A 25,292-nucleotide genomic window follows, 5' to 3' on the forward strand; every position below is an offset into this window, starting at 1 on the left:
TAAGGATCAGTACGCTACACAGACTGGTTCTTGACCGTCTTAAAAAACAAAGATAAAAACAATTTTATTTGGAAATCAACACAGAATCTCTACGGTCAGAAAGTGATGATTTTTTGAAATGATTGCAATTACTGGCTAAAATCAAATAAGTCTTTCAGAGGGATATCAAGTCCTTTTGCAATTGCAGATGCTGTACTAATTGTAGGATTGACTTCTCCCAATTCTACATATGATAACTGTCTGTAGTCAATATCTGAAAGTTCAGCAAGCTTTTCCATAGAAAGTTTTTTCTCCTTCCTAAGTTCTCTTACCCTGTTTCCAAAGGCGATAATTAAAGCTTTATCCCTAATGCTTATCACACCTCAAAGAAGAGGCATATTATTTTCTTGTATTATGAAATGTATTTCATAATTTGAGATTTAATTAATCTCTGATTTGAGTGTGTCTAAATTCAACATATTAATTAACTATTAACTAATTTTCCATATGAACAAAATCATTTTATTCTTAGTAAGAATAGGAATCCTGTATATTTTATCGTCATTTCTAAGCTTAAGCATAAATTTTGAAGATTGGAATGGGTTATCAAAGTGGCTCTTCATCATCATTTTCTGTTTTACATTGAATGATATGTTTATCTTCAAACTTAAATATTTTAATCTGCCTAAGAATGTCGGAACTAGACCACATAATATCCAGCATAGACCAAAACCAATGATTAAAAGGGAATCAACTCTGCCTGAGACATCAAAAATATTGGATACAAAAAAAACACAATCAACTTCAACTAATTTAGATGAACTTGCTAAGCTATCTGCTGGAATTAGTTTATTATTTATTTCTATGAGTGAAGATGAAAAATTAGATTTCTTGGACATTTTCCTTCAGGTAGAACACGATAATCCCTATTATAAAACATTTTATCAACGATTCCCGGATTACAAATATGATCCGGAAGATAGTCGAGATCAACTAGAAATCCTTTTAAATGAACTGGAGCCACACTTGGGGGATGATGGGAAACTTATTAAATTTTTCAAATCATTCAAGTCGCCAATGGAGATTTTAAGGCTTTACACCGTATATTTTTGTGTCAAGCGAGATAAGGTTGCTAAAGAGAAATATTTTAAATATTTGTACAAGTTGTGGGAGGTTGAAAAAAAGCCACACCACTATTTGTATCTGATACGCTACACAAAAATAAAAATGCTTCTTCATGAAGAAGATTATCTTGAAGCAGGAGAATTAATAAAGCAATACAATGAAAATCTGGAAAACAATAGAGAATTCGATTATTTGCCAAATTTGAAACAAAGGATTGTGGATTTGATGTAAGACTATGTCAGTCTTATTTTCAAACTAATAAATACCCACTGTCGTAGTTAAATTAATTTGGCAGTATTATTACTACAGTGCCTATTGAAGCTCCTACATTACAAAGCAATTTACAATGGCGATAACATACAAATTCTACTGTCCAGAATGCAAGTATAAGGAAGAATTGTATATAGGTACTACAAAAATGGAATGCCTTGCAAAAAAACCTGCCATAGAGTTAGCTTCATGTCCAAACTGTCTAAAATTAGTAGGTACCAAAAATAAAAAATGTCCAATTTGTGATTTAGGAGTAAATAACTGGTTCCAGTTTAAAAAAAAGGAATTAAAGATTATTGACACTAGAGATACACCATTATTAATTGATTGTCCAAGCTGTGGGAATAAAGATATGAAGGCCATGCCTATCTTATTTTCAGATTGATATCAGTAGATGATTTATAAAAACAAATAAAAATGGATAGCCTCCCATCAGACATATTTGCTGTAGCTTCTGAGTTTGAGAATAAGATCAGGGAGCTCAATAATACCTTCAGATCACATTTTGAAGAAATGTTAAATAAGCCGATTGAGGATGATCTGGAAGAGGATGAAAGTAGAATTCCTGAAATTATTCAATTGAAACTCCGTGCTCAGATTAATGACCTTTACCTGTATATTCTGGATAACTATAAAAAGATACCTGAAAACAGAAGGATAGAAATCAAATATTATTCTCCTTCAAGTGATGATTACCAGGAGGTACTTGTTTTTACAGCCATTTTCAACGTTTTTTCACTTTACTTAAGATCCTTAGAAGATCATGAGTTGATTACTGATCCTGAAATAATTAAATTTGGCAACGACATTCTTGATAATTACAGAATAACGTCCCCAGATTAGATTAATTTATCTTCACCTCTTCTGGTGAACATAATATGTTAAGTGATAGTTGATTATTGGATTAAAAGTTGAAGAGTTCTTTTGGATGGATATCTAATGCTTTAGCAATTGCGGTAATTGAGATAACAGTTGAATTAACCTCTCCTCTTTCAATATTACCTATCTGATTTTTAGAGATATCAGCTTTTAGCGCCAGGTGCTGTTGGGATATACTTTTACTCTCTCTGATGCTTCTTAAATGAGCACCAAAAGCTTTTAAAACTTCTTTATCCCTGTTGTTTATCACAGGTGAAAAATGATGTTAAAAGAAATTCTATGCCACCCAATACATTGGGCATTTCGTTTATAATTTTATATTTACATAACCCTAAACTTAATTAACATGAAAATTATTTACTATATCCTTTTTGGATGGATGTTGTTAGCAGAATTCAGCATGATTATGCAACTTACTTCTGGAAATAAAGAAATCGACCTGCCTTATATTGCGGCAGTAATAATAATCGGCTTACTAGCCTATTTTTTCCTAAATAAAGCCATTCAAATAAAATCAGTTGCTGCGGTTGAGTTAGAACCCAAACTGGAAATATTCAATACGGCTCAGGTTGAAGTTCAAGAACCTGAAAATCTTATCCAAAAAAACAGTATACCTGCCTTCCCTAAAATCAAAGTCAATTATTTATTAAAAGCAGATTATATAGACCAGGAAATACTTGACAGTGAAAAAATGCTTTCTTGGGAAGATGTTCTTGCAGATGAAAGAACAGATGAAGAATTTGAGACAGCTATTAAGGATTTCCTTATTCCTTATAGAATAAGTGTACTTAAATATTCATTTAACAGAGATTATTACGAAAATCGTTACCAACAACTAGGAAGTCAAGATAAACACATTGCACCATCTTTGAAGATAATTAGAGATGACTTTAAATACAAAGTTAGATTTTATCCTTCTTGGTTTTACATTGCTTTCCCAGATGTGTTGAAATGGGCAGTTGATCCTAATGAAGGTTGGTCTAAAGTTGAAACTATTCTTAAGCCCTTTTCAGAGGTGCTTCTGGAAAATCAGAATTACTGTTTAAATAAAATTATTGAAATGTTCTATAATGAACATCAATCGTTAGAATGTGAGTTATGATTGGACTATTTAAGCCAGGAAGTACATTTTATGCAGGAGACTACAAATGCGTTGACTGTGGACACCGTACAATTATCTTTATAGATACTAAATATGATGTATTTAACCTTATGGAGAGTTATCAGACTTGTAGCCATTGTGAAGAGGAGAAAGACACCTTGTCAGATGGAGACCTTATTATGAGGTATGACTGGCCTGATGCAGATGATGATCCCTGGCAACTTCAATGTGCATATATGCTGGAAGAAGACAGGTATTGTACTGATTGCAGAGATGAAGTACCTATAAGGGATGATTGGAGGAAGATGGTTGTGGCCTGTAGTCAATGTGATGGCTATATGAGATTCACTGAGTAAATAATTCATAAATATTAATTAATCAAATTATTAACCGCGTCATCTGATAGTGCATTGATAGTACAAAGGTGTATAAATAGAAAAAGAAGAGGTTTCAAAGGTTTAAAAGGTATAATTCTACTGCCTTACAAGCAGGGGGTCACTGGTTCGAACCCAGTATCTTTCCCGCATGATCAAGCTGGTTAATCAGAAGAGCAAATTAAAATGCAGCCTGATCTTTGACGAATTTCCCACCATCTATTTTAATAATATCGACAGCCTGATCGCTACTGCCCGTTCCAATAAGGTCGCCACCACTTTAGCTGTGCAGGATTACAGCCAGTTGAAAAAGGATTACGGCAGGGAACAGGCCGAAGTGATCATGAATATAGTGGGCAATATCATTTCAGGCCAGGTAACCGGAGATACAGCAAAGCAATTATCCGAACGCTTTGGCAAAATCATACAGGAGAGGCAGAGTGTTTCCATTAACAGTTCAGATACGTCTGTCAGCAGATCCACTCAGCTTGATTATGCCATACCAGCGTCTAAAATATCTTCCCTGTCTTCCGGTGAGTTCGTAGGTATGGTAGCGGACAACCCCGATAACAAAATCGACCTAAAAGTATTTCACAGCGAGATTCAAAACGATCATGAGGCGATCCGACAGGAAGAAGCACAGTATGAAGAGATTCCCAAAATCCGAACCATCGATTCGGATATTGTCCAAATCAATTATTTGCAGATTAAGCAGGATATTCAGGAATTATTAGTCAGTGAACTTGGATCAGTAGCTGAAGACAAAAGTACAATCCAGGATAGGACAAATGCGAGTGGAGGGGGAATTACTAAAGGAATGCGGTTGTAAGCGCATATATTTTTAAGAAGCATTAAATTTCCTGCAATAGGTATTCAGGGAATCCATTAAAAGGCAGGAATAATCAAACCCCTTAGTTTTCATTCGCTGCGTCATTCTTTTGCCACCCATCTCAAGGCTCCGAATTGACATTTTAGCTATATTTGAAAGAAAAAACATGACAAAGAAAACATATCAGATTCAGATAGCATTAAAAGAATTTAAACCTAAGATTTGGAGAAGATTATTGATCCAATCGGACTTATTGCTGGCAGATTTTCATAAGATAATTCAAACTTCAATGGGTTGGAAAAATTCACATTTACATCAATTTATTAAAAATCAGACTTTCTACACAGAAAGAATGCCAGGTGATGACACATGGGATGAGATGGATAATGTAGATTACAAAAAAATGAAAATATCCGACTTATTAAAAAAGGAGAAAGAGCAAATCGTTTGAGACCGTTGCAAAATAGGACTTCGTTGATTTCGGCAAATATTTTTTTCAAAAGTTGTCATTTTATTTTTTATCTGGCCTAATTTCAACTTCCATTTTAAATATAATTTTTCTTCAAGAGCTTTTAGCCCTTCTGTTACCTGCTATTTGGCTAATAAATTTGCATTGGACATAACTATCCCAGGTGAACGATATAAATTATAGGCCATCGCCTCCATCAGGTGTTGCGTATGTGTTTTTTCTTTGCCCACATATCTTGCTAGGCCTGTTTTAAACCATCAGGAAATTCCCCCAAATGTGCGCTCTACCCTAAACCTTATTTGACTTACTATTTTATTAAACCTTACCTGATGATTGCTGAGTGGTTTATTTTTTACGGCTTTGTGCATGATACCATCTTTTAACCCCTTGGATTTAAGATATTTGCGGTTACTAGCACTGCTGTTATTCCCCTTTTCTTCTAATTGGCCGTTGATCATATCCATCAGTTTCTCATAGCCTTGCTTGAACGTTAACTCCGATCTAAACCGGCTCAACACCGTATTGTCAGGTACATTATCTTCTAAGGTTAGACCTACAAATTTCATAAAGCTCAAGGAGTCGTTCACCTTTTCTTCTACCTCATAATCGCTCAAACCATACCATGTTTGTAAAAGAGACATTTTAAACAATAGCAAACGCTGTACGAGGGGCGGCCAGCGACTTTTGAATAGTATTTCTTAATTTCTGAATCTATGGCTGGCCAGTCTAACAAAAGGCTCATCTGATCAAAAAATTGACTTTTTAGCTTACGTTTAGCGATCGAAATGGAGGAAAAACTCAGTTGATGGGTGACTTTTTGCATACTTAAATATAAAAAATATAACTAATTGTCTAACAATATATTATATTATTTTTACTCTGCAACGGTCTCATTATGACACGTTGCACTTCACCTCAATTGGACACGGACAACAAAAACCCGACACGCAAGCCAACCCAAAAGTTATAAATTTTTTTACTCGTGCACATTTTAAAAAATAATTTTATTGCCAGAGGCACATTGGGCATTTACCTTTGCTCCAACCACACAAGGCCAACGCGATGGCAAAGTCAAAAGAGCCAAATTTTCTCACCCACGAGAAAAAATTGCTATTCAAAAAGTTTTTTATATTTTTGCACCAAAACAAAATACTAATTTAGTCGATAAACTCGAAAAGGAAAGTAATGGAAACGAACATAGATAATAAAGATGATGTGAGGGAAACTATTCTCAATGTGGCTAAAAACATCTTCGGCAAATACGGTTTCAAAAAAACCACTATGGACGAAATTGCAGAAGCTGCCAGAAAAGCGAAAAGTTCCATTTATCATTACTTTAAAAGCAAAGAAGAAATTTTTAAAGCAATAGTTGAAAAAGAATCACTTACATTAAATGCAGCCATTACAAAAGCAATTCACGCAGAAACTACACCTAAAAATAAAATAAGAGCTTATGTTTTGACAAGGATGGAAACGATTAGTGAATTGTCCAATTTATATAGTGCTTTAAAAGATGATTACTGGGAGCATTATAATTTTATTGAAAAGGTAAGAGTGAGGTATGATACCGAAGAGGTAAATACTATCAAAAGCATATTAAGTAATGGCGTGGAAAATGGTGATTTTATGATAGAAGACATAGAACTGACAGCATTTGCAATAGTAACAGCTTTGAAAGGTTTAGAATACCCTTTATACATAGAGAAAAACAACAACCAAATAGAAAAACGTTTCGACGGCTTGTTAAACGTGTTATTTTATGGAATAATGAAAAAATAATTTTTTTTGCCCTAAAACAGACCAAAAAACTAAAATAGTCTAATTGTAAAATAGAAATGATAACATATATGAAAATCAATAAATTGCACCTCTTCATCCTGCTTCCAATTATCCTGGCAGGATGTTCACCTGAAAATAATGCACAACAGGAAAACAACAATTCACTTACTGTAAAAACTGAAAAAATAATCCATTACAACGGAAGTTACAATGTCGGTTATTCCGGGGTTGTAGTGCCAAAACAATCCACTTCGCTTAGTTTTGGGATCATGGGCATCGTTTCAAAAATAGCCGTAGAAGAAGGACAACAGGTAAATAAAGGTCAATTGCTGGCACAACTAAATCCATCGAATATGGAGAACACATACCAAATGGCATTTCAAAAACTACAACAAGCTCAGGATGCTTATGACCGGTTGAAACCTATGAAGGAAAATGGCACTCTTCCTGAAATAAAATGGGTTGAGGTAGAAACAGGATTAAGTCAGGCAAAATCGGCTACTGCCATTGCAAAAAGAGGGCTTGACGATACTAAACTTTATGCTGTTGCAGATGGTGTTATAGGAAAAAAATCAATCATGGTAGGAGAAAATATATTGCCGGGTGTCAAAGCCTTTGAACTATTAGACATCAGTAAAATATATGTAAAAATTCCAGTTCCGGAAGATGAAATCAGTGCGTTCAAAAAAGGAGACCAGGCCACCATTACGGTAGGCGCTATCACTAAAACAATTGCCGGAACTGTTAGAGAAATTGGTGTTTCGGCAGATATACTTTCATACTCCTATCCGGTGAAAATAGAAGTTCAGAATTCTGATTTTACCATTAAGCCAGGCATGGTTTGTACTGTCAGTTTTGCCACTCAAAATAATGCTGCCGGTTTTCTTATCTCCAACAAAGCGTTGCAACAAGATTTACAGGGAAACCAGTTTGTGTATGTGATAGAAAATAACACAGCCCAAAAGCGAGAGGTAAAAACCATTGCTTTAATCGACAAAAAAATACTGGTAAGCGGCAATCTGAAAGAAGGAGATGAAATAATCATAGCAGGGCAGGATAAACTTCGCCAGAGTTCACTTATAAACATCGCACAATAACAACATGGGAACAAGGAAGTTCAATATCATAGAATTGGCTATGAAGCATAAGCAAATAGCCATTATAATAACGGTTATGTTAGTGCTTTTCGGTGTTTTTTCGCTTTGGGTAATGCCCAGGAATGAATTTCCGGAATTCACGATTCGGCAGGGATTGATAATCGGTGTATTTCCGGGAGCTACTTCCGAACAGGTGGAGGATCAGCTGGCAAGCAAAGTTGAAAATTTTCTTTATGGGTTTAAGGAAGTAAACCGGGAGAAAACCTATTCCATATCCAAAGAGGGAATGCTGATTGTGTTTGTGGAAGTAAACAACAATGTAAAAGACCCTGATGGCTTTTGGGATAAAATTAAATTCGGGCTCAGCGAATTAAAGATGCAGCTGCCTCCTCAGGTAGTTGCCCTGATTGCCAATAACGATTTTGGAGACACAGCCGCTTTGTTGCTTACCGTACAATCGGAAAGCAAAACCTATAAAGAACTGGAAGATGAACTGAAAATCATCGAAACTGAATTGCGTAAAATACAGGCTGTTTCCAAAGTAAAACATTACGGATTGCTGTCGGAAGAAATAACCATTTATCTCGATAATGCTAAACTGGCTTATTACGGAGTCCGCCCCATTACGGTGCTTGCAGCTATGCAATTGGAGGGAGCTGTATATTATGGCGGCGAACTGGATAATTCAGAACTGATTACACCTATACACATCCCTGCCAATTACAAGTCGGAAGAAGATATTAAAAGGCAAATTGTGTATGCCGATCCAACAGGTAATATCATCCGCGTAAAAGATATTGCAACGGTAGTCAGAAAATATAAAGAACCTGATTCTTACATTAAGAATAACGGCTCAAATAGTCTTCTCATTTCGCTGGAAATGCAACCCGGAAACAATATTGTTGATTTTGGGAAACAGGTGGATGGATCGCTCGCCTCTATCCGAACAAAAATATCCCCTGATGTAAACCTGGATAAGATAGCAGATATGCCTGCTGCCGTTGATTATTCGATTTTACATTTTCTAAGAGAATTTTTCATTGCCATTATTGCGGTGATTATTGTTACCATGCTGTTATTGCCTTTTCGGGTAGCCACCGTTGCGGGGATTACCATCCCCATTTCTATATTTATCACAATAGGCATATTGTATTTATTAGGCATAGAACTGCATACCGTTTCTCTGGCAGGGCTAATAGTAGTATTGGGAATGGTGGTAGATAATGCCATTGTGGTCATAGACAGCCACGTAGAAAAAATAGACCATGGAGATACCCCCTGGGATGCTGCATGGAAAAGTGCTACGGAGCTTTTTGTTCCTGTATTTTCTGCTACACTCGCCATTATTGCTACCTATATTCCACTGGTGTTTTTTCTATCCGGAATGACCGGTGATTTTGTAGGCTCTTTGCCCGTCACCATAGGGGTAGCCTTGTTTACATCCTTGCTGGTGGCCTACTTTCTTGTTCCTTATATGAGTTATGTATTCATTAAGAAAGGAGTCAAAAAAGAAGAAACAAAGCCAGGGAAAAAATCGCTGCTCGACAGGTTGCAATACTTTTATAATCGTACCCTCGAAAAGGCATTTGGCAAACCGATGATGACTATTTTCATTGGTGTACTATCCATTGTGCTGGGTGGGGCGATATTGGCGCTGCTTCCCCGACAGTTATTTCCGAAAGTCGAAAGAAATCAGTTTGCCGTAGAAATATACCTCCCTGAAGGATACACACTTGAACAAACCGCTACCGTGGCAGACAGTTTGGAGGCATCACTCATGAGCGATAACCGGGTTGTAAATGTAGCCTCATTCGTCGGCACCAGCTCCCCTCGTTTCCACACTACATACGCACCTAATTTTCCATCGAAGAATTATGCACAGTTGGTAGTCAATACCAAAACCGCTGGTGATGCAGTGGCATTACTGGGTGAATATGAAAAAACAAAACGTAATACTTTTCCCAATGCCTATGTGCGGATGAAACAATTGGATATGCTCGGCACGAACGCTCCGATTGAAGTAAGGATTTCGGGCAATAATCTTGATTCCATCAAGACCGTAGCTGAAAATGTGAAGCACATTATGCAACAAAACGAGGGGGTAATATGGGCCAGAACTGATTATCTCAATCTCAGGCAAGGTGTGCATGTAGATGTGAACGATGAACTTGCCAACCGGTTGGGTTTGACCCGGGGGGTTATAGCTTCGTCCATAGCATCCGGTTTCTCCGGGATACCTATTGGTACCGTTTGGGAGGGCGATTATCCAATAGATGTAAAGATAATTAACCCAACAGATAAAAGAGATGGTTTTGATGATATCGAAAATCAAAATGTAACCTCACTGTTTTTGAACGCAACAGTTCCCGTGCGCCAGGTAGCTACCCTAACCAACGACTGGAGCGAAGGACAAATCATCCGCAGGAATGGAATAAGAACTATTACAGTAAGGGCAGACGTCAAAAGAGGTGTGCTGCCTTATAAAATATTTTCTGAACTCAAAGGAGATATCAATAATATTAAAACAGATTCTGATGTACAGATTGCTTATGGCGGTGAGGAAGAAAGCGAAGTTGAAAATTATGTGCCGCTAAGCAAAGCCTTGCTGGCGGGTGTGTTACTGATTTTCTTCATCCTGCTATTCCAATTCAAGAAACCTAAATTGGTATTCCTGGTGATGGTAACAATGCCACTAAGTTTCCTCGGAGCAGCTATAGGTTTAGTGCTCACAGGATACCCATTCGGGCTTACCTCATTCCTGGGAATCATGAGTTTGATGGGTATCGTAGTTCGCAATGGCATTATCCTGATTGATTATGCCGAAGAACTTCGCGGTAAAAATGGTATGCCCTTAGCAGAAGCTGCTATAGCTGCAGGAAAACGCAGAATGCGTCCTATATTCCTCACGTCATTTGCGGCTGCCATGGGTGTGGTACCGATGATCTTAAGTGGTTCATCACTTTGGGGTCCTTTAGGTGCAGTAGTTTGCTTCGGACTTCTTGTATCCATGATACTAACACTATATATACTACCTGTACTGTATCATCAGTCCCTTAAAAAAACACATGCTTAAAATTTAAGAATGAAAAAGAAAATCATTATAGCTGTTGCCTTATTCCTCACAACGGAAGGATACGGCCAAACAATACTTAGCTTACAACAAAGTAAAGAGTTGGCCTCTAAAAATAATATGGCCATTAAAAACAGTGCATTGGAAATTGATGCGGCACAAGAGGTAAAGAAAAATGCTTATACCAATTACTTTCCTAAAGTAAGTGCAACAGCTTTCAGTATGCGTGCAATGGATCCCCTCATTAAATTCAATATGCCGGGGGGGAATTTACCGGTTTATGATGGCAATCCTGCTAACCTCGCAACGGCTACAGAGTTTGCCTATTTCCCCGGTTTAAACCTCCAACTTTTGGATAAGGCAACTGTCGGGTTAATTAATATTACCCAACCCATTTTTGTAGGAGGGAAAATCACCAATGGAAATAAACTTGCTCAAATTGGGGTTGAAGTGAAAGAGCAGCAGCACCAACTAAGTCAACAGGAAACCCTTTTAAAAACAGAACAGCAATACTGGCAGATTGTGGTGCTTCAGGAAAAAGAAAAGACCATTGCACAATACGAAGCCTTGTTGAACGATGTAAACAAGCAAGTAAATGATGCCTATAAATCAGGATTAGTTATTAAAAATGATGTGCTCAAAGTGCAAATAAAGCAAAGTGAACTAAAAACCAATAAAAGCAAACTTCAAAGCGGCAAACAGTTGGCCATTATGCAATTTTGTCAAACCATCGGCATAGCGTATGACTCAGCGCTGGTATTGCAGGAAGATTTGCAAAACATACAATTACCCAACGCTTATTATGCAGATCTCGAAACTGCTTTGCCAAACCGCATGGAATACCGGTTATTGGAACAATCCGTAAAAGCAGCCCGGTTACAAACAAAAATGAAAAGGGGCGATTACTTACCACAAGTTGCTGTAGGTGCTGCCGGTTATTACTTTAGTGGCTTAAGCCCGCAAAATGATGCCACTACCAATGGTTTGGTTTATGGAACGGTGTCCATACCTATATCTGATTGGTGGGGAGGCTCGCACGCCATTAAAGAACAAAAAATTAAGGTGCAAATAGCAGAAAACAATTTCAATGATACCAAAGGATTATTAAAACTTCAGATGGAAAAATCCTGGACAGATGTGAACGAATCTTACCGTCAGATTTTAATGATGGAAGAAACCGTAAAGCAGACCGATGAAAATCTGAAAGTGATACAAACCAGTTATAACAGCGGTATTGTTAATCTCTCCGATTTACTGGAAGCCCAAGCACTACAAACAGAAACTGCCGATAAACTGATTGAAGCCAAAACGCAATATCATCAGGCTGTATCAACCTATTTGCAGGTTACCGGTACCAGTAGAGAAGATAAGGACAAGCGTTAAAGCAGTGCTATCTGTGCTTACAAGAATAGAAGTAGCTAAAATGCATCTGGATTAAATGATATATAGAAATCGTTAGTGCTAAATTAAAATTTAAAAATCATGAAAAACACAGAAACATCAAATCAGAGACCAATCTTAGTAAAGATTGCAGCACAACTACTGAAAGACCAGCAGGAACTGGATTCATTAGCCGTACAATTATCACTTGGCAAAGCGGAAGCAAAAGACAAATTCGAAGAGGCTAAAAAGCAAATGAAAAAAAGTATTCAGGACTTTAAAAACACAATTGATGCAGAATACAAACAAAACAAGGAATGGCCTCAATCCATTGATGTTAAATTAACGGATCTTGAAAGTCTGTTGAGTAAAGGAATAGCAGAGTCAAGAGAAATATTCACCGAACAGAAGAAAAGCATTATAGGAGCAATTGAAAGATTAGAAAACGAAATAAAGACAAATCCTGAAGTGGTAAAGTTGGCAAATTATTTCACTGCCTCATTGGAAAAAATCAAACTGCAAATGGAACTGTTCGAAATGGAAATAGAAGGAAAGAAAATTGTGTTGACTGAACTTTTTAAAGATGAAATGAAGAACGCCAGAGAAGTAATAGTTTCTGTCAGTAAGCAGTTGGAAGAAAAGAAGGATGAGGCAAAATTAAAGGCTGAAAAATTCAATGATGAAATTCGTTTGGCATACGATCATTTTAAAAAAGCAATAAAGTCTTTATAGCCAAGGCTATGCTTATTCAAATAATTTAATCTTTAAATACAATCAAAATGAAAAAGACAATCGGAATAATCGCAATAACAGGTCTTACTGTTGCACTGACGTTAAGTGGTTGTGGTGACGCTTCAAAAAAACACGCAGAAGAGGCAAAAGAAAATGTTAAAGAAGCCAACAAAGATATGAAAGAAGCGGTAAAAGATGCAGAGGAAGAAGCTAAAATAAGAGCAACAGAAAACTGGACAAAATTCAAGAACGAATCGGACAGCACCATTGCTGTAATGGAAAATCAGGTAAAGGAGTATAGAGAAAAAATTTCAAAAGCAAATAAAAAGGAAAAAGAAAGACTCAACGGTGAGTTAGATAAGTTAGAACAAAACTTAAATAAGCTTAAGAAAAAATTAAATCAACGAAACGATGAATTTAAGAAGAGTTTAAAAAGACTGGATGAGTCTGTAGATGCTAAAAGTGATTCAATCAAACAGGAACTTAAACATGACATGGATGGGCTTAATAAAGCGTTAAAGGACTTTTTTAAAGATAATGTTGAGTCAAAGTGATTGAAATAAGGAATTGATTTTATAAACGAAATATTGAAGAATCCAGAAGCAGATTTCAGAGACTCCTAATAAGCGATTATATACACATGAAAAGGAAAGTATCATTAGTATTATCAAGCGGTGGCTCAAGAGGGCTTGCTCATATTGGCGTTATTAATGAATTGGAGAAACAGGGGTTTGAAATATCCTCTGTCTCGGGATCTTCTATAGGTGCTGTTATTGGTGGACTTCATGCGATGGGTAAATTACCCGAATATACCGATTGGGTAAAAACTATGAACAGACAGGTAATTTGGGGACTTTTAGATTTTGCGCTTTCAACCTCCGGGTTATTAAAAGGGGAAAAAGCATTTGCCAAAATGAAAACCATTATCCCTGACATGAACATTGAAGAAATGAGTATCCCCTTTGTGGCAGTAGCAACGGATCTTTTAAATGAGCGGGAAGTAATTTTTAAATCGGGCAGTTTTTATGAGGCCATTCGGGCATCGGTATCAATCCCAACCATTTTTACGCCTGTTATGTATAAGAACTTATTGCTGGTTGACGGGGGGGTGTTAAATCCGGTTCCCATTGAGTATGTAGAACGTGTACAAGATGATATTCTTGTTGTGGTGAATTTGTATGGCGGTAAAAAAAATGAAATGGTAAAAACAAGTTTATCAAATATCGACCAGAATTCCACCCGACTTAACGGCTTGAAGAAAAGCATGCCCAAATTAGGATCTTCAGGGTATAATGGAGGTTTAGGCTATTATTCCATGTTAACTGCTACTACTTCTGCTATGATACATAAGATCGCAAAACAACATATTGAAAGGTTCAGACCGGATATCTTAATTAATATCCCTAATGATTCAGCAAATACATTCGACTTTCATAAAGCAGATGAACTGATAAAAGCAGGTGAGATGGCTGCTAAAGAAGCATTTTCAAAATATTTAAATTCATAAACTATAAAAATCTCAGTCTATTTATTTGGCACTACCCATCCCGATTTTTCTATTGGTAAGCTTCGCAAGCAAACCGAAAATTCCATATTTGCCATCGTGCCAAACATTCCTCACCGCGAAAAAAAAGAAACATAAAGTGCAAGACTTACTTAGTCTTATCTAAAAATAATATTTCGGTGTTGCTGACCCCAATTGTGTAATTCAGTAATCAGTTTCTCTAATGTCCTACCGTATTCTGTCAATGAATATTCCACCGTTACAGGAGAAGTATCAAAAACGGTTCGCTTAACTAATTGGTTTATTTCTAAATCTTTCAGCTCTTTCGATAGCATTTTTCCGCTTATCCCTTTAACTTCTCTTTGTAATTCCCTAAACCGGTGGTTGCCCAAAAACAAAGCAAAAATAATTGGGAGTTTCCACTTTCCGCTAAGAATATCTAGTGCATCGCTCACAGGAAGAAGTAGTTTGTTGCATTCTTCTTTTATTTTTTCAGCCATTCTGTATGGAGTATTTTGAAATGATTTGCAAATATAGTTTTTTTTCAAAGCAGGTTTACCAAAGGATACTAGTATCCTTTGGTAAACTGGTTACAAATATAAACCATATATAGTTAAGTTTGTAAGTAAGAATTAAAAACCAAAAAAATTATGATACTAATTACAGGAGCCAACGGACATTTAGGGTCGGCCACTATTGAATTTTTATTGAAAAAAAATCCTGAGACCCCAATCAGGGCATTGGTAAGAACCGAAGAAAAAGGAACTGCATTCAAAGAAAAAGGAGTGGATATTGCTATTGGAGATTACTTCAACTATGATTCGCTGCTTGCCGCCCTGCAGGGTATTGATACCCTTTTATTGGTTTCATCCAGTTCCATAACCGGACGCTATGAACAGCACGCCAATGTTATAAAAGCGGCAAAGGCAAGCGGTATACGCCATATCGTTTATACCAGTGTCCTAAAATCTTCACCTGAATCTAAATTTAGTGCCGGAATTGACCATGTAAAAACCGAAGCTGAAGTTAAAGCTTCAGGCATATCATATACCATCATGGGCAATACCTATTATGCTGATTTTTTGCCGATGCTGCTGGGTGATTTTAAGGAAACCGGTACCATTTATTACAGCTCAGGTGATGCAAGGGTTAATTTTGCCACTCGAAATGACATGGCAGAAGCCAATGCGGTAGTACTTTCCAATCCATCAGCCCATCAGAACAAAGTGTATAATATTACTGCATCTGCAGCTTATACATTTAAAGATATTGCCACTATGCTTTCAGATATTGTAAATAAACCCATCCAATATGTGGAAATTCCTCTGGAGGATTTGAAAAATGGCATGCTGCAACATGGCTTGCCGGAAGATGTTGCTGTTATGATGACAAGTATTGCAGAGACTATGAAAGCCGGTGAATTTGATTATGCTGATGATACCTTAGAAACATTAATAGGTCATAAACCTCTGGATTTAAAGGATTTTCTTAAAACTGTTTATTCACCACCGGCACTTACATAGTTATTTGCTGTAAAACCAGAATTATTCCATACACGAAAAAATATCAAACCATGAATTTAAAAGAAAAAATCGAAGACCTGAATCAAATGATTCTTACAGGTAAACAAATGGATGCCTTTGAAAAATATTATCATGAAGATGTGGTAATGCAGGAAAATAATCAATCTCCTACTGTTGGAAAATCAGCCAATCGCGAGAGAGAAAACCAATCAGCGCAAATGGTGGAAGCATTTCACGGAGCGGAAATAAAAGCAGTGGCTGTTGGCCCAGACGTTACCATGGTCGAATGGATGTTTGACATGACTTATAAAGGAGGTCATCGTGCAAAAATGGAACAGGTAGCGGTACAAAAATGGAAAGACGGACAAATTATTCACGAACGGTTTTATTATAATTAACCTAAATAAATATGGAAACAATCACTCTAAATCCTCAAATTCTTTCTATGACAGAATTTGGGAGTAACATCAATCGTAACGATGAAACGGATAATCATTACATCCCGGGAGTTTGCAATATCGGGAAAGAGGAAATAAAAAGACGAAAAGTCGCTGCCTTAGCATCACTGGTGGTTACCGTTATCCTGATAATGGTTTTATTGCTGCTGCCTGAAAACCGACTGTGGAGATTAACGCTGTTTGTTCCAGTTACATCTTTCGCAGTTAGTTTTCAGCAGTGGTATTTCCGTTTCTGCGTTGCATTCGGGATAAAGGGCATTATTAATTTCGGCAATCTCGGAAAAAATGACACAGTTGAACAAGCCAACTTCAGAAAGAAAGACCGTGCAAAAGCATGGCAGATGATAAACACAGGCATATTGGCAGGCATAATTGCCGCTTTGATTTTTTATTATTTACCTGTTTGAAAACTTCAATTAACTCTAAAATAAAAATCAATTATAGAAACAAACCCAATGTCAAAAAAAAGAAAAATCATAAACTGGACATTTGTAGGACTAATGTCCGCGTTATTCATTATGAGTGCAATAATGAAACTGATGGCAGGTGCAGATGCCGAAATAGCTGTAAACTTTGTCAAGTGGGGCTTAGAAGGCAAACTGATGTTAATAGGAATGGGCGAACTCATTGCAGCAATTTTGTTTCTAATTCCCCGAACATCATCATTGGGAGTTCTGTTGCTCTCAGCTCATTTGGGAGGTGCAATAGCCACACACATGGAGCATGGAGAAATGTTTATTCCTCAAGCAGTAATGTTGTTATTGGTTTGGGTTGCCAACTATTTGCGTAATCCCGAAATGCTGTCAAGTTTCTTTCAAAAAGATACAAACTAATTTATGGATTTTTCTTTCAAAAACATAGAAGAGAAGCACAACCTGATAAAACAGGGGATTGAGAATTTGATGCCTGCCAATAGATTTTTTGGTATAAAAATTATTGAAATTCAACCAGGTTACGTTCTGCTGCATGTACCGTTTAAAGAAGAGTTTATCGGCGATTTTGTGCAGGGCAGATGGCATGGAGGCATTTTAGCATCCATTGCTGATACTGCAGGAGGTATTGCCGGTGTAACGGTATTAAATTATGCTGACGACAGACTAAATACCATTGATATGCGAATAGACTATTTGCATGCAGCAATTAAAGCCGATATTTATGCAAAAGCCAAAATCATTAAAAACGGAAAAACAATTATCAAAGCAGATGTAGAGTTGTTTCAAAATGACAAGGAAGAGCCGGTAGCCCTTGCAAGGTGTGTGTATAGTGTGCTTAGAAGTGAAACTTAATTATTTCAATCAGATGAACTGTCCACCAGAAGATTGTGGAGGAGTATGGGGCTACTCAAATATATTGGAAATATTAAAACAACCAGGCCATGAAGAATATGACAGCTATATTGAGTGGTTGGGAGGAGTATTTGACCCTGAACATTTTGATAAAGATGAAGTGAATGAAATGTTGAGGACTAAAGATTACGGATGTATAGAATTGGATGATTAAAACAATAAAAACAACTTCTTAGTAAGCAAGATATTCAGGAATTACTTGCTAGTGATCTTGGATCAGAAAGTAGCACCAGAGAGACTTCCAAATCTCAATCAAGTACAGGGGGGAGATTATGAGAGGTATTCAATTGTAATTATTCACTCAGCAGGATATTTGTTCCATTGTAATTACAAATTTCTACTAAATCAGGCTCTAAAATAATGTGGTTTTCCCATCCTCATTCGATAACTCATTGAGATTTAATATGCTATGGTATCATTTTTGCACCTATTATCGCTCGCATCAAAAAACTACCTGGAATTAATATTATCATCTCAAATTCAAATCTATGATAAAGGCAGCATATAGCGACAAGAATCTGGTTGTGGACATACTTACTGATTCCTTTGAAACCAACCAAAGTGTCAATTATATAGTTAAGCAGGATAAAAAGAGGGTAAACAGGATTAGATCGTTGATGGATTATTCTTTTGAAGTCTGTTATTCATTTGGAGAAGTTTTTTTGTCTGATGATAAGAAAGCATGTGCGTTAATCCTGTTTCCGGATAAAAAGAAGACAACGCTCAAGTCCATATTACTGGATGTAAAATTGATTCTTTCGTGTGTAGGTTTAAGTAATATTATAAAGGCTCTTAACAGAGAATCAAAGATTAAGGCGATTCAGCCAAAGGAATTGATGTATTATCTATGGTTTATAGGAGTTGACCCGAAGCATCAAAATTTAGGAATTGGGACTGAGCTTCTTGATGATGTAATTAAAGATAGTAACCTGAAGGAAAGACCAATCTATTTGGAAACCTCAACATTGAAGAATCTGCCCTGGTATAAGAAGTTTGGTTTTGATATATATAATGAACTTGATTTAAGTTATAAATTATTTTTCCTTAAAAAAGAGGCAGGTATAACCTAGGCTTATGTTGGTTTTTGGAACAGAAATGCATATTGTGACATTCAATTTCATTGCGCTGGAAATTGCGATGGTTTTCTATCAGCTTATTTACACTTTATCGAGGCCTGAGGACAAAAATAGGATGTGGTATATGATCCTCTTGTTTTTACTTATTGTATATAATATCACTGGAGGGCTTTTTCCTGATCCGCAGATCAATATCCCAATAGTTACCCAAAACATTATTGCTTATGGGAGCGGCTTTTTAATGGCTGCCTATTTCCCATATTATTTTTATAAAGGTTTTGACTTGCCGAGATTGCGATTTCAAGCCATCTATGGAGTTCTGTTATTCCTGATTGTTCCCTATCTGATCTTTTTTGTCATTGGATACTCCATCAATAAAAATCTGGACCTCGCAATAGAATATGGCATTATTATACCTTTCTTTTATTCGATAATTTTGCTTTTGGCAATTTTACGGGCCATCAGAATAAAATATCAGGAGCATAGTACCAGAACTAATTTCATGGAAATGGTAGCTGTATATTGCGCAGTAGTACCCTGGTCTGCTTTAACAGTCTTTGCTTATTTCCATGTCGGACAATTGATTGAGGTAATTTTTACAAATGGAGGTTTTTTGGTGATCACTATCATTTTTATTTCCAAATCCATAACCCAAGCAAAAATTGAATATGAGCAGTTAATGGAACTGACAATTAATGGTACCCAACCTTCTTCATTTCAAGATAATTACCAGCATTATCAATTAACTAATCGTGAAATTGAAATCGTGCAGTTCATCCGACAAGGGTTTAAATATAAATTAATCGGGGAAACCTTATTTATATCAGAAAGAACTGTAACTAAACATGTCCAGAATATATTCGAAAAGACGAATGTTTTTAATAGAGTAGAACTTCTTCATAAATTGGAGCAACAACCCCCTTTAAATGCTTCAATTTAATAAATTCCTTTCTTTAGGGGTATAAATACGTCTTTTTACGTATTGAAATACTATAAATCACGTATTCTTTCGCGTTGCAAAAAACCTCAATTTCGGTTTGTGCAATTATATTTAGGCATAATCTAAAGTCATTAGCTTTAAAAAAGACAACATATGGTAAAACAGATACTCAATTTCTGCTAAAGTGTAACAAGTATAGCCTTTAACAGGCCGAGCAGAAATATTAGTAAAACTAAAACCTATGAAGTCATTTACTGAACGCTTATACCAGGCACTGGAAAATCAATTAAATGGGGTTTCCCTAAATCAAGGATCGGAATGTGATCAATTAAAAGCCGCGATTAAACTTTGCAAGAAAGCAATGTCTAAGCTGAGAAATTACGTTTCGAGCTATTTAATTGAAAACATTGAGGACGAGGTTTATTTTTTCAGACAAATGAAACCCCCATTTTACAGCAAACTCATCTACTATATCAGCATTTATAACTTCCAGATTAAGAAGCCAACCGGAAGTGATGATACTGTTAAGGAGTATATTAATTCTGAATTAGCTGATTTAAAACGCTTCTTCGATCATAATCAGGCATTTTATCAATATTACCGTTCCGGTGGTAATGAGCTGGATCACCTATATTTCACAAGGGGCGGTTTTGATGTTTATGCCGAGTTGGAGGACTTTCAGGGCGATGAAATGTTTTCAACCAGTCATGATTATAAACTCTCAAAAATCATTGCCAACGAGAAATTTCAGGAATACCTTAATGTACAACTTGGCAGACTTGATAGAGACGCTGCACCTGTCAATGAAGCACAAATTGTTTGGACCAGTAATCAGACAGACCTTGTTGAACTGATTTACGCCCTTGTAGAAGCCGGAGCATTTAATAATGGTAATATAGATATTAAGAACCTGGTTATGTATTTTCAGAATGTCTTCCAAATTGATCTAAACCATTATTATCATAAATACACCGACATAACCAACAGAAAAAAGGAACGTACCGTGTTCATTGATAAACTGAAAAATAGCCTGCTGCGAAGAATGGATGACAAATTCGAATTAAAAGAGCCCAGACAGCGTAGAATTGGGTTTAATTAACAGAGGCTATAAATAAAACACCTACCTCATGTATAAGGTGTGAATTCTAGATTTCCAGTAACCCCACATTTGCCTTCACTTACAGCAATAAAGCAGTAAGATTTAAATGAAGGAATATGTTAACATCCATCAACTGGCAGCAGTATCTGCTGATCATCGCTACCATGGGAATAGTATATTATGCGATAATTCTGTTCTTCTATTATCGTATTGAGCTGATTGCACTTTTTCATCGCAGCACCAGTCAGCAAACTACCCCTGAACCATCACACTTGAATCAACATCCCATCCTTGGGGATATTAACCAGGAATCAACCCCACCCCTACTCTTATCTGAAGATCTGCGGTTCAGTGATGCTACTGAGGAAAATGAAAACTAAAGCAAATTGTATGAAAACTATATCAAATTTTGTCAGGCTACATAGCAGGTCATTGGCCACTCTAGCTTCAATTGTAGCGATGTTGCTTATAACCGTAACTCTTTACGCACAAGACGGCAATGCCGGAATCAATGAAGCGACCAATAAAGTAAAAGGCTACTTCCAGACAGGCACTAACCTGATGTATGCTATAGGCGCCGTTAGTGGTTTGGTGGGAGCCATAAAAGTCTATCAGAAGTGGAACAGCGGCGACCATGATACAGGCAAGGTTGCATCTGCATGGTTTGGAAGTTGTGTCTTCCTGGTCATTGTAGCAACCGTATTGGAGTCATTTTTCGGGATTTAGGATGGCCAGCGTGTATCACATTAACAAGGGTATCAACAAGCCGATTGAATTCAAAGGACTGAAAGCTCAATACATTGCTTATCTGGCAGGTGGCCTGGTGTTGTTACTGATACTTTTCGCATCCATGTACATTATCGGGATTAACCTGTTTATCTGCCTGTTTATAATTGTAGCTGCCGGAACTGCCTTGTTTATGATCGTGTATTATCTGAACAACAAGTATGGTCAATATGGTCTATTGAAAAAGGCAGCTAAACGGTACATCCCCCACTCTATAAAATTCCGGTCCAGAAAAATATTCATTCACTTAAAAAAATAGGAGGAATTATGGCAAATGCAATAGAAATAGAGAAAATGCTGCCTATTTATAAGGTCGAAAAGAACTCCATTCTTTCGATGTTCGGGGATATAACCATTGCTTATGAAGTAACGCTCCCTGAAATATTTACGCTATCTGATAACGAATATGAAGCCTTTCACCAGGCTTGGATCAAAGCGATCCGGGTACTTCCCCAGCATAGCTGCTTTCATAAACAGGATTGGTACATAGAAGATACTTATCAGGCTGATTTTAACAGCAAAGCTCAATTAGGTAATTCAGCAACAGGCTTTTTATCAGGGGCCAGCGAGCGCTTCTTTAATGAAAGACCGTATTTAAAACACCAATGCTATATCTTTTTGACCAAGAAACCACAAGGAAGGCGCACTTCCAGTTCAGCCTATTCAGGCCTGTTCAGAAAATCAATTGTCCCTCAGCAAGTTTTGAAGCAAGGCTTTATTGATGATTTTGCAGATAAAGCCAATCAGTTTGAAAGAATATTGCAGGACAGCAGCTTTGTAAAATTGAAAAGGCTCAGCGAAGACGAGCTTGCCGGAAATCAGCAAAAAACAGGTTTACTGGAGCGTTACTGTTTTCTTTTGGACGAAGCAGAAAGACCTATCCTCCGGGATATTCAGCTGAAAGATGAACTAAAAATTGGTAACCAATATTGCCAGTTATATAGTCTTTCCGAAACAGAATACCTGCCAGCATTGTGTGGTTCACGGATTAATTACGATAAATATAGTACAGATCGTACCAAGTGCAGCACCGGTTTTGCTTCACCCCTTGGACAAATCTTGAACTGCAACCACATCTTTAATCAATACATTTTTATTGATGATGCTGCAAAGACCCTGAAGCAACTGGAATCTAAGCGCCTTCGTTTGCAATCGCTTTCTGCTTATTCACGTGAAAATGCAATCAGTCGCGATGCCACACATGATTTTCTGAACGAAGCGATCAGTCAGCAGCGGTTACCAGTAAAAGCCCATTTCAACATACTTGCGTGGACAGACAATCCGGAGCATAAAAAAGAACTGAAAACACTCATATCGTCCGCATTGGCTCAAATGGATGCCAGTCCGAAGCAGGAAACAGATGGCGCACCGCAAATATGGTGGGCAGGATTGCCGGGAAATGAAGCTGATTTTCCAATGAACGATACCTTCGATACGTTCGCAGAACAAGCCTGCTGCTTCCTGAATCTGGAAACCAGTTACCGGTCATCTATCAGCCCAATAGGAATCCGTTTGGGCGACCGGTTAACCGGTAAGCCCATTCATGTGGATCTGTCAGACGAACCGATGAAACTGGGGATCTGTACCAACCGTAATAAATTCATTCTTGGACCTTCTGGTTCTGGAAAATCTTTTTTTACCAATCACATGGTCAGAAGTTATTACGAACAGGGAACCCATATTTTGCTGGTTGATGTTGGCCACAGTTATAAAGGCTTATGTGAACTGGTTGGCGGTTATTATTTCACTTACGATGAAACTAACCCTATCCGCTTCAATCCTTTCTATATAAGCAAAGGAGACATACTGGATACCGAAAAAAAGGAAAGTTTGAAAAGTCTGATACTGGCTCTTTGGAAAAAGGAAGATGAAGTCCTGGAAAGACCGGAGTATGTTGCTTTATCTATTGCGCTTCAAGGGTATTATGAAAAGCTTTTGCAAAACCCTGATTTGTTCCCCTGTTTCAATACGTTTTATGATTACCTGAAAAATGAATTTGCAGCAGAACTCAAAGCAGATAATGTAAAGGAAAAGCATTTTGATCTGGATAATCTGCTTTACGTCTTAAAGCCATTTTATAAGGATGGAGAATTTGGCTATTTGCTGAATGCGACAGAAAATCTGGAACTGTTAAATGAACGCTTTATAGTCTTTGAACTGGATAATATTAAAGACCATCCTATCCTATTCCCTGTAGTTACGCTCATTATCATGGAAACTTTTATCAGCAAAATGAGGAAATTGAAAGGTATCCGAAAAATGATCCTGATAGAAGAGGCCTGGAAAGCCATAGCCAAAGAAGGTATGGCAGAATACATCAAATATCTCTTCAAGACAGTCAGAAAGTTTTTTGGTGAAGCTGTAATCGTAACACAAGAAATTGAAGACATAATCAGCTCGCCCGTAGTGAAGGAAACGATTATCAATAATTCCGATTGCAAAATCCTCTTAGATCAATCAAAATACCAAAACAAGTTCGATGTTATTCAGGACCTACTGGGGTTAACAGAAAAGGAAAAAGTGCAAATCTTATCTGTCAACAAGGCAAACGATCCCAATCTGAAATATAAAGAAGTATTCATTAGCCTGGGTGGTCAGTTAAGCAAGGTTTACCGGACTGAAGTAAGTCCCGAGGAGTATCTGGCCTATACCACAGAAGAAACAGAAAAGATAAAAGTCCAACAATACACAAAGAAATATGGCAGTATCCAAAATGGCATTGCCATGCTCTCAAGAGAAAATAAGGAATCAATAGTTAAATAACTTAAATGAAAGGAGTGCTATGAAAAAGTTTATGATTTTAATGCCAACCAGCCTGATTGTGCTGATGGTATCATTACCGCTTGAACATGCTAATGCACAGGTTGCCGTGCTGGAAGTGATTAAAGCCGGAGTAAAGAAAGTAATTAAGGCAGTGGACCTGAAGATCCAGCGGATGCAGAACGAAACCATCTGGCTACAAAATGCGCAGAAGGTTATGGAAAATCAGCTTTCTAAGATAAAGCTTACCGAAATATCGGACTGGACGGAAAAGCAAAAAGAACTATACAGCAAGTATTATTCAGAACTATGGAAGGTTAAAGCGGCCATTACTTACTATAATCGAATTAAAGAAATCACAACGAAGCAAGTGTTCCTTGTAGAGGAATATAAAAAGGCATGGAACCTGGCCAAACAGGACAAGAATTTTAAGCCTCAGGAACTGGACTATATGTACAACGTGTATAGCGGGATACTCAAAGAAAGTGCAAAAAACCTCGATGAAATTTTATTGGTAGTTAATTCCTTCAGAACGCAGATGAGTGATTCTAAACGGCTGGAAATCATCAATTCAGCTGCTGACCGTATTGATGAAAATTATTCTGACCTAAAGCAATTCAATAATCAGAATATTCTGATGAGCGTACAGCGTTCAAAAGGTCAGCAAGAGATTCGGAACGTTCAAAAACTCTACGACCTTCAAACCGCCAATTAA

At 37.1% G+C, this 25,292-nt stretch carries 31 protein-coding genes and 2 pseudogenes; 29 read left to right on the top strand and 4 right to left on the bottom strand.

Annotated features, from left to right (window positions below; translation table 11 throughout):
* Positions 1–128: 128 nt before the first annotated feature.
* The gene (locus BLR27_RS18830; RefSeq protein WP_262485660.1) at positions 129–359 is read right to left on the bottom strand and encodes a helix-turn-helix domain-containing protein; all 231 of its coding nucleotides are present in this window, start codon (positions 357–359) and stop codon (positions 129–131) included.
* A gap of 127 nt (positions 360–486) precedes the next feature.
* Here BLR27_RS18830 and BLR27_RS15945 point away from each other — a divergent pair, with 127 nt between their 5' ends.
* The 3 genes from BLR27_RS15945 (at position 487) to BLR27_RS15955 (ending at position 2,217) form a co-directional block, all read left to right on the top strand.
* Positions 487–1,335 (top strand): hypothetical protein, encoded by an 849-nt coding sequence (locus tag BLR27_RS15945; protein WP_090706543.1) that lies wholly within the window; start codon positions 487–489, stop codon positions 1,333–1,335.
* A 115-nt stretch (positions 1,336–1,450) separates the two neighbouring features.
* Positions 1,451–1,759, top strand: a complete 309-nt coding sequence (locus BLR27_RS15950; RefSeq protein WP_090706544.1) for a hypothetical protein — start codon at positions 1,451–1,453, stop codon at positions 1,757–1,759.
* A gap of 32 nt (positions 1,760–1,791) precedes the next feature.
* Complete coding sequence (locus tag BLR27_RS15955; RefSeq protein ID WP_090706546.1) at positions 1,792–2,217, top strand: hypothetical protein; 426 nt, start codon at positions 1,792–1,794, stop codon at positions 2,215–2,217.
* 61 nt (positions 2,218–2,278) lie between these two features.
* Here BLR27_RS15955 and BLR27_RS15960 read toward each other — a convergent pair whose 3' ends face one another.
* Positions 2,279–2,503, bottom strand: a complete 225-nt coding sequence (locus tag BLR27_RS15960) for a helix-turn-helix domain-containing protein (RefSeq protein WP_221406363.1) — start codon at positions 2,501–2,503, stop codon at positions 2,279–2,281.
* 96 nt (positions 2,504–2,599) lie between these two features.
* Between BLR27_RS15960 and BLR27_RS15965 the strand changes: the two genes are divergently transcribed.
* The 4 genes and pseudogenes from BLR27_RS15965 (at position 2,600) to BLR27_RS15980 (ending at position 5,009) form a co-directional block, all read left to right on the top strand.
* Entirely contained in the window at positions 2,600–3,355 is a 756-nt protein-coding gene (locus tag BLR27_RS15965) for a hypothetical protein (protein WP_090706548.1), read from the top strand.
* Positions 3,356–3,465: 110 nt separating this feature from the next.
* The gene (locus tag BLR27_RS15970) at positions 3,466–3,711 is read left to right on the top strand and encodes a hypothetical protein (RefSeq protein WP_143007770.1); all 246 of its coding nucleotides are present in this window, start codon (positions 3,466–3,468) and stop codon (positions 3,709–3,711) included.
* 145 nt (positions 3,712–3,856) lie between these two features.
* Positions 3,857–4,558: pseudogene (locus BLR27_RS15975) on the top strand (type IV secretory system conjugative DNA transfer family protein); the annotation flags it as partial.
* 166 nt (positions 4,559–4,724) lie between these two features.
* A complete protein-coding gene (locus tag BLR27_RS15980) occupies positions 4,725–5,009 on the top strand; it encodes a plasmid pRiA4b ORF-3 family protein (protein ID WP_090706551.1) in 285 nt (94 codons plus the stop codon).
* Positions 5,010–5,149: 140 nt separating this feature from the next.
* Here the strand turns inward: BLR27_RS15980 and BLR27_RS15985 are convergent.
* Positions 5,150–5,850: pseudogene (locus BLR27_RS15985) on the bottom strand (transposase).
* 184 nt (positions 5,851–6,034) lie between these two features.
* On the opposite strand from BLR27_RS15985, the gene BLR27_RS15990 reads away from it, so the two are divergent.
* From BLR27_RS15990 to BLR27_RS16025, 8 genes are all read left to right on the top strand, one after another.
* Positions 6,035–6,232 carry a hypothetical protein gene (locus tag BLR27_RS15990; protein WP_090706552.1) on the top strand — a complete coding sequence of 66 codons (198 nt, stop codon included), beginning with the start codon at positions 6,035–6,037 and terminating at the stop codon, positions 6,230–6,232.
* Positions 6,213–6,806 (top strand): TetR/AcrR family transcriptional regulator, encoded by a 594-nt coding sequence (locus BLR27_RS15995; RefSeq protein WP_221406364.1) that lies wholly within the window; start codon positions 6,213–6,215, stop codon positions 6,804–6,806. The genes BLR27_RS15990 and BLR27_RS15995 overlap by 20 nt, the downstream gene beginning before the upstream one ends.
* Before the next feature lie 68 nt (positions 6,807–6,874).
* Positions 6,875–7,903, top strand: a complete 1,029-nt coding sequence (locus BLR27_RS16000; RefSeq protein ID WP_090706554.1) for an efflux RND transporter periplasmic adaptor subunit — start codon at positions 6,875–6,877, stop codon at positions 7,901–7,903.
* A gap of 4 nt (positions 7,904–7,907) precedes the next feature.
* Positions 7,908–10,976, top strand: a complete 3,069-nt coding sequence (locus tag BLR27_RS16005) for an efflux RND transporter permease subunit (RefSeq protein WP_090706556.1) — start codon at positions 7,908–7,910, stop codon at positions 10,974–10,976.
* Between the two features lie 9 nt (positions 10,977–10,985).
* Positions 10,986–12,356 carry a TolC family protein gene (locus BLR27_RS16010; protein ID WP_090706558.1) on the top strand — a complete coding sequence of 457 codons (1,371 nt, stop codon included), beginning with the start codon at positions 10,986–10,988 and terminating at the stop codon, positions 12,354–12,356.
* A 99-nt stretch (positions 12,357–12,455) separates the two neighbouring features.
* Positions 12,456–13,085 (top strand): hypothetical protein, encoded by a 630-nt coding sequence (locus tag BLR27_RS16015; protein ID WP_090706560.1) that lies wholly within the window; start codon positions 12,456–12,458, stop codon positions 13,083–13,085.
* A 47-nt stretch (positions 13,086–13,132) separates the two neighbouring features.
* Entirely contained in the window at positions 13,133–13,639 is a 507-nt protein-coding gene (locus BLR27_RS16020; RefSeq protein WP_090706561.1) for a hypothetical protein, read from the top strand.
* An 86-nt stretch (positions 13,640–13,725) separates the two neighbouring features.
* On the top strand, positions 13,726–14,592 hold the full coding sequence (locus BLR27_RS16025; protein WP_090706563.1) for a patatin-like phospholipase family protein: 867 nt from the start codon (positions 13,726–13,728) through the stop codon (positions 14,590–14,592).
* 155 nt (positions 14,593–14,747) lie between these two features.
* Here BLR27_RS16025 and BLR27_RS16030 read toward each other — a convergent pair whose 3' ends face one another.
* Positions 14,748–15,089 carry a winged helix-turn-helix transcriptional regulator gene (locus BLR27_RS16030; RefSeq protein WP_090706565.1) on the bottom strand — a complete coding sequence of 114 codons (342 nt, stop codon included), beginning with the start codon at positions 15,087–15,089 and terminating at the stop codon, positions 14,748–14,750.
* Between the two features lie 150 nt (positions 15,090–15,239).
* Between BLR27_RS16030 and BLR27_RS16035 the strand changes: the two genes are divergently transcribed.
* The 14 genes from BLR27_RS16035 to BLR27_RS16100 all read left to right on the top strand — a co-directional run bounded on the left by BLR27_RS16035 (position 15,240) and on the right by BLR27_RS16100 (position 25,292).
* A complete protein-coding gene (locus BLR27_RS16035) occupies positions 15,240–16,112 on the top strand; it encodes an SDR family oxidoreductase (RefSeq protein ID WP_090706566.1) in 873 nt (290 codons plus the stop codon).
* Between the two features lie 50 nt (positions 16,113–16,162).
* Positions 16,163–16,510, top strand: a complete 348-nt coding sequence (locus BLR27_RS16040; RefSeq protein WP_090706568.1) for a nuclear transport factor 2 family protein — start codon at positions 16,163–16,165, stop codon at positions 16,508–16,510.
* Between the two features lie 11 nt (positions 16,511–16,521).
* On the top strand, positions 16,522–16,977 hold the full coding sequence (locus tag BLR27_RS16045) for a hypothetical protein (protein ID WP_090706570.1): 456 nt from the start codon (positions 16,522–16,524) through the stop codon (positions 16,975–16,977).
* 93 nt (positions 16,978–17,070) lie between these two features.
* Entirely contained in the window at positions 17,071–17,403 is a 333-nt protein-coding gene (locus BLR27_RS16050) for a DoxX family protein (RefSeq protein ID WP_262485662.1), read from the top strand.
* Between the two features lie 3 nt (positions 17,404–17,406).
* Complete coding sequence (locus tag BLR27_RS16055; RefSeq protein ID WP_090706574.1) at positions 17,407–17,856, top strand: PaaI family thioesterase; 450 nt, start codon at positions 17,407–17,409, stop codon at positions 17,854–17,856.
* A 13-nt stretch (positions 17,857–17,869) separates the two neighbouring features.
* On the top strand, positions 17,870–18,070 hold the full coding sequence (locus BLR27_RS16060; protein WP_090706636.1) for an IS1096 element passenger TnpR family protein: 201 nt from the start codon (positions 17,870–17,872) through the stop codon (positions 18,068–18,070).
* A 334-nt stretch (positions 18,071–18,404) separates the two neighbouring features.
* Positions 18,405–18,986: a GNAT family N-acetyltransferase gene (locus BLR27_RS16065; protein ID WP_090706575.1), complete on the top strand. Its 582-nt coding sequence runs from the start codon at positions 18,405–18,407 to the stop codon at positions 18,984–18,986.
* A 4-nt stretch (positions 18,987–18,990) separates the two neighbouring features.
* Positions 18,991–19,932 carry a helix-turn-helix transcriptional regulator gene (locus BLR27_RS16070; protein ID WP_090706577.1) on the top strand — a complete coding sequence of 314 codons (942 nt, stop codon included), beginning with the start codon at positions 18,991–18,993 and terminating at the stop codon, positions 19,930–19,932.
* 241 nt (positions 19,933–20,173) lie between these two features.
* On the top strand, positions 20,174–21,031 hold the full coding sequence (locus tag BLR27_RS16075) for an RteC domain-containing protein (protein WP_090706578.1): 858 nt from the start codon (positions 20,174–20,176) through the stop codon (positions 21,029–21,031).
* Between the two features lie 116 nt (positions 21,032–21,147).
* Positions 21,148–21,411 carry a hypothetical protein gene (locus BLR27_RS16080; RefSeq protein ID WP_090706580.1) on the top strand — a complete coding sequence of 88 codons (264 nt, stop codon included), beginning with the start codon at positions 21,148–21,150 and terminating at the stop codon, positions 21,409–21,411.
* 79 nt (positions 21,412–21,490) lie between these two features.
* Complete coding sequence (locus BLR27_RS16085; RefSeq protein WP_407641207.1) at positions 21,491–21,757, top strand: DUF4134 domain-containing protein; 267 nt, start codon at positions 21,491–21,493, stop codon at positions 21,755–21,757.
* A 1-nt stretch (position 21,758) separates the two neighbouring features.
* Positions 21,759–22,076, top strand: coding sequence for a DUF4133 domain-containing protein (locus tag BLR27_RS16090; RefSeq protein ID WP_090706581.1), 318 nt, complete (start codon positions 21,759–21,761; stop codon positions 22,074–22,076).
* Positions 22,077–22,084: 8 nt separating this feature from the next.
* Entirely contained in the window at positions 22,085–24,580 is a 2,496-nt protein-coding gene (locus BLR27_RS16095) for a TraG family conjugative transposon ATPase (protein ID WP_090706583.1), read from the top strand.
* Between the two features lie 19 nt (positions 24,581–24,599).
* Positions 24,600–25,292 (top strand): conjugal transfer protein TraI, encoded by a 693-nt coding sequence (locus tag BLR27_RS16100; RefSeq protein ID WP_090706585.1) that lies wholly within the window; start codon positions 24,600–24,602, stop codon positions 25,290–25,292.

Origin of the sequence: Daejeonella rubra, assembly GCF_900103545.1 — a bacterium.
GTDB lineage: Bacteria > Bacteroidota > Bacteroidia > Sphingobacteriales > Sphingobacteriaceae > Daejeonella > Daejeonella rubra.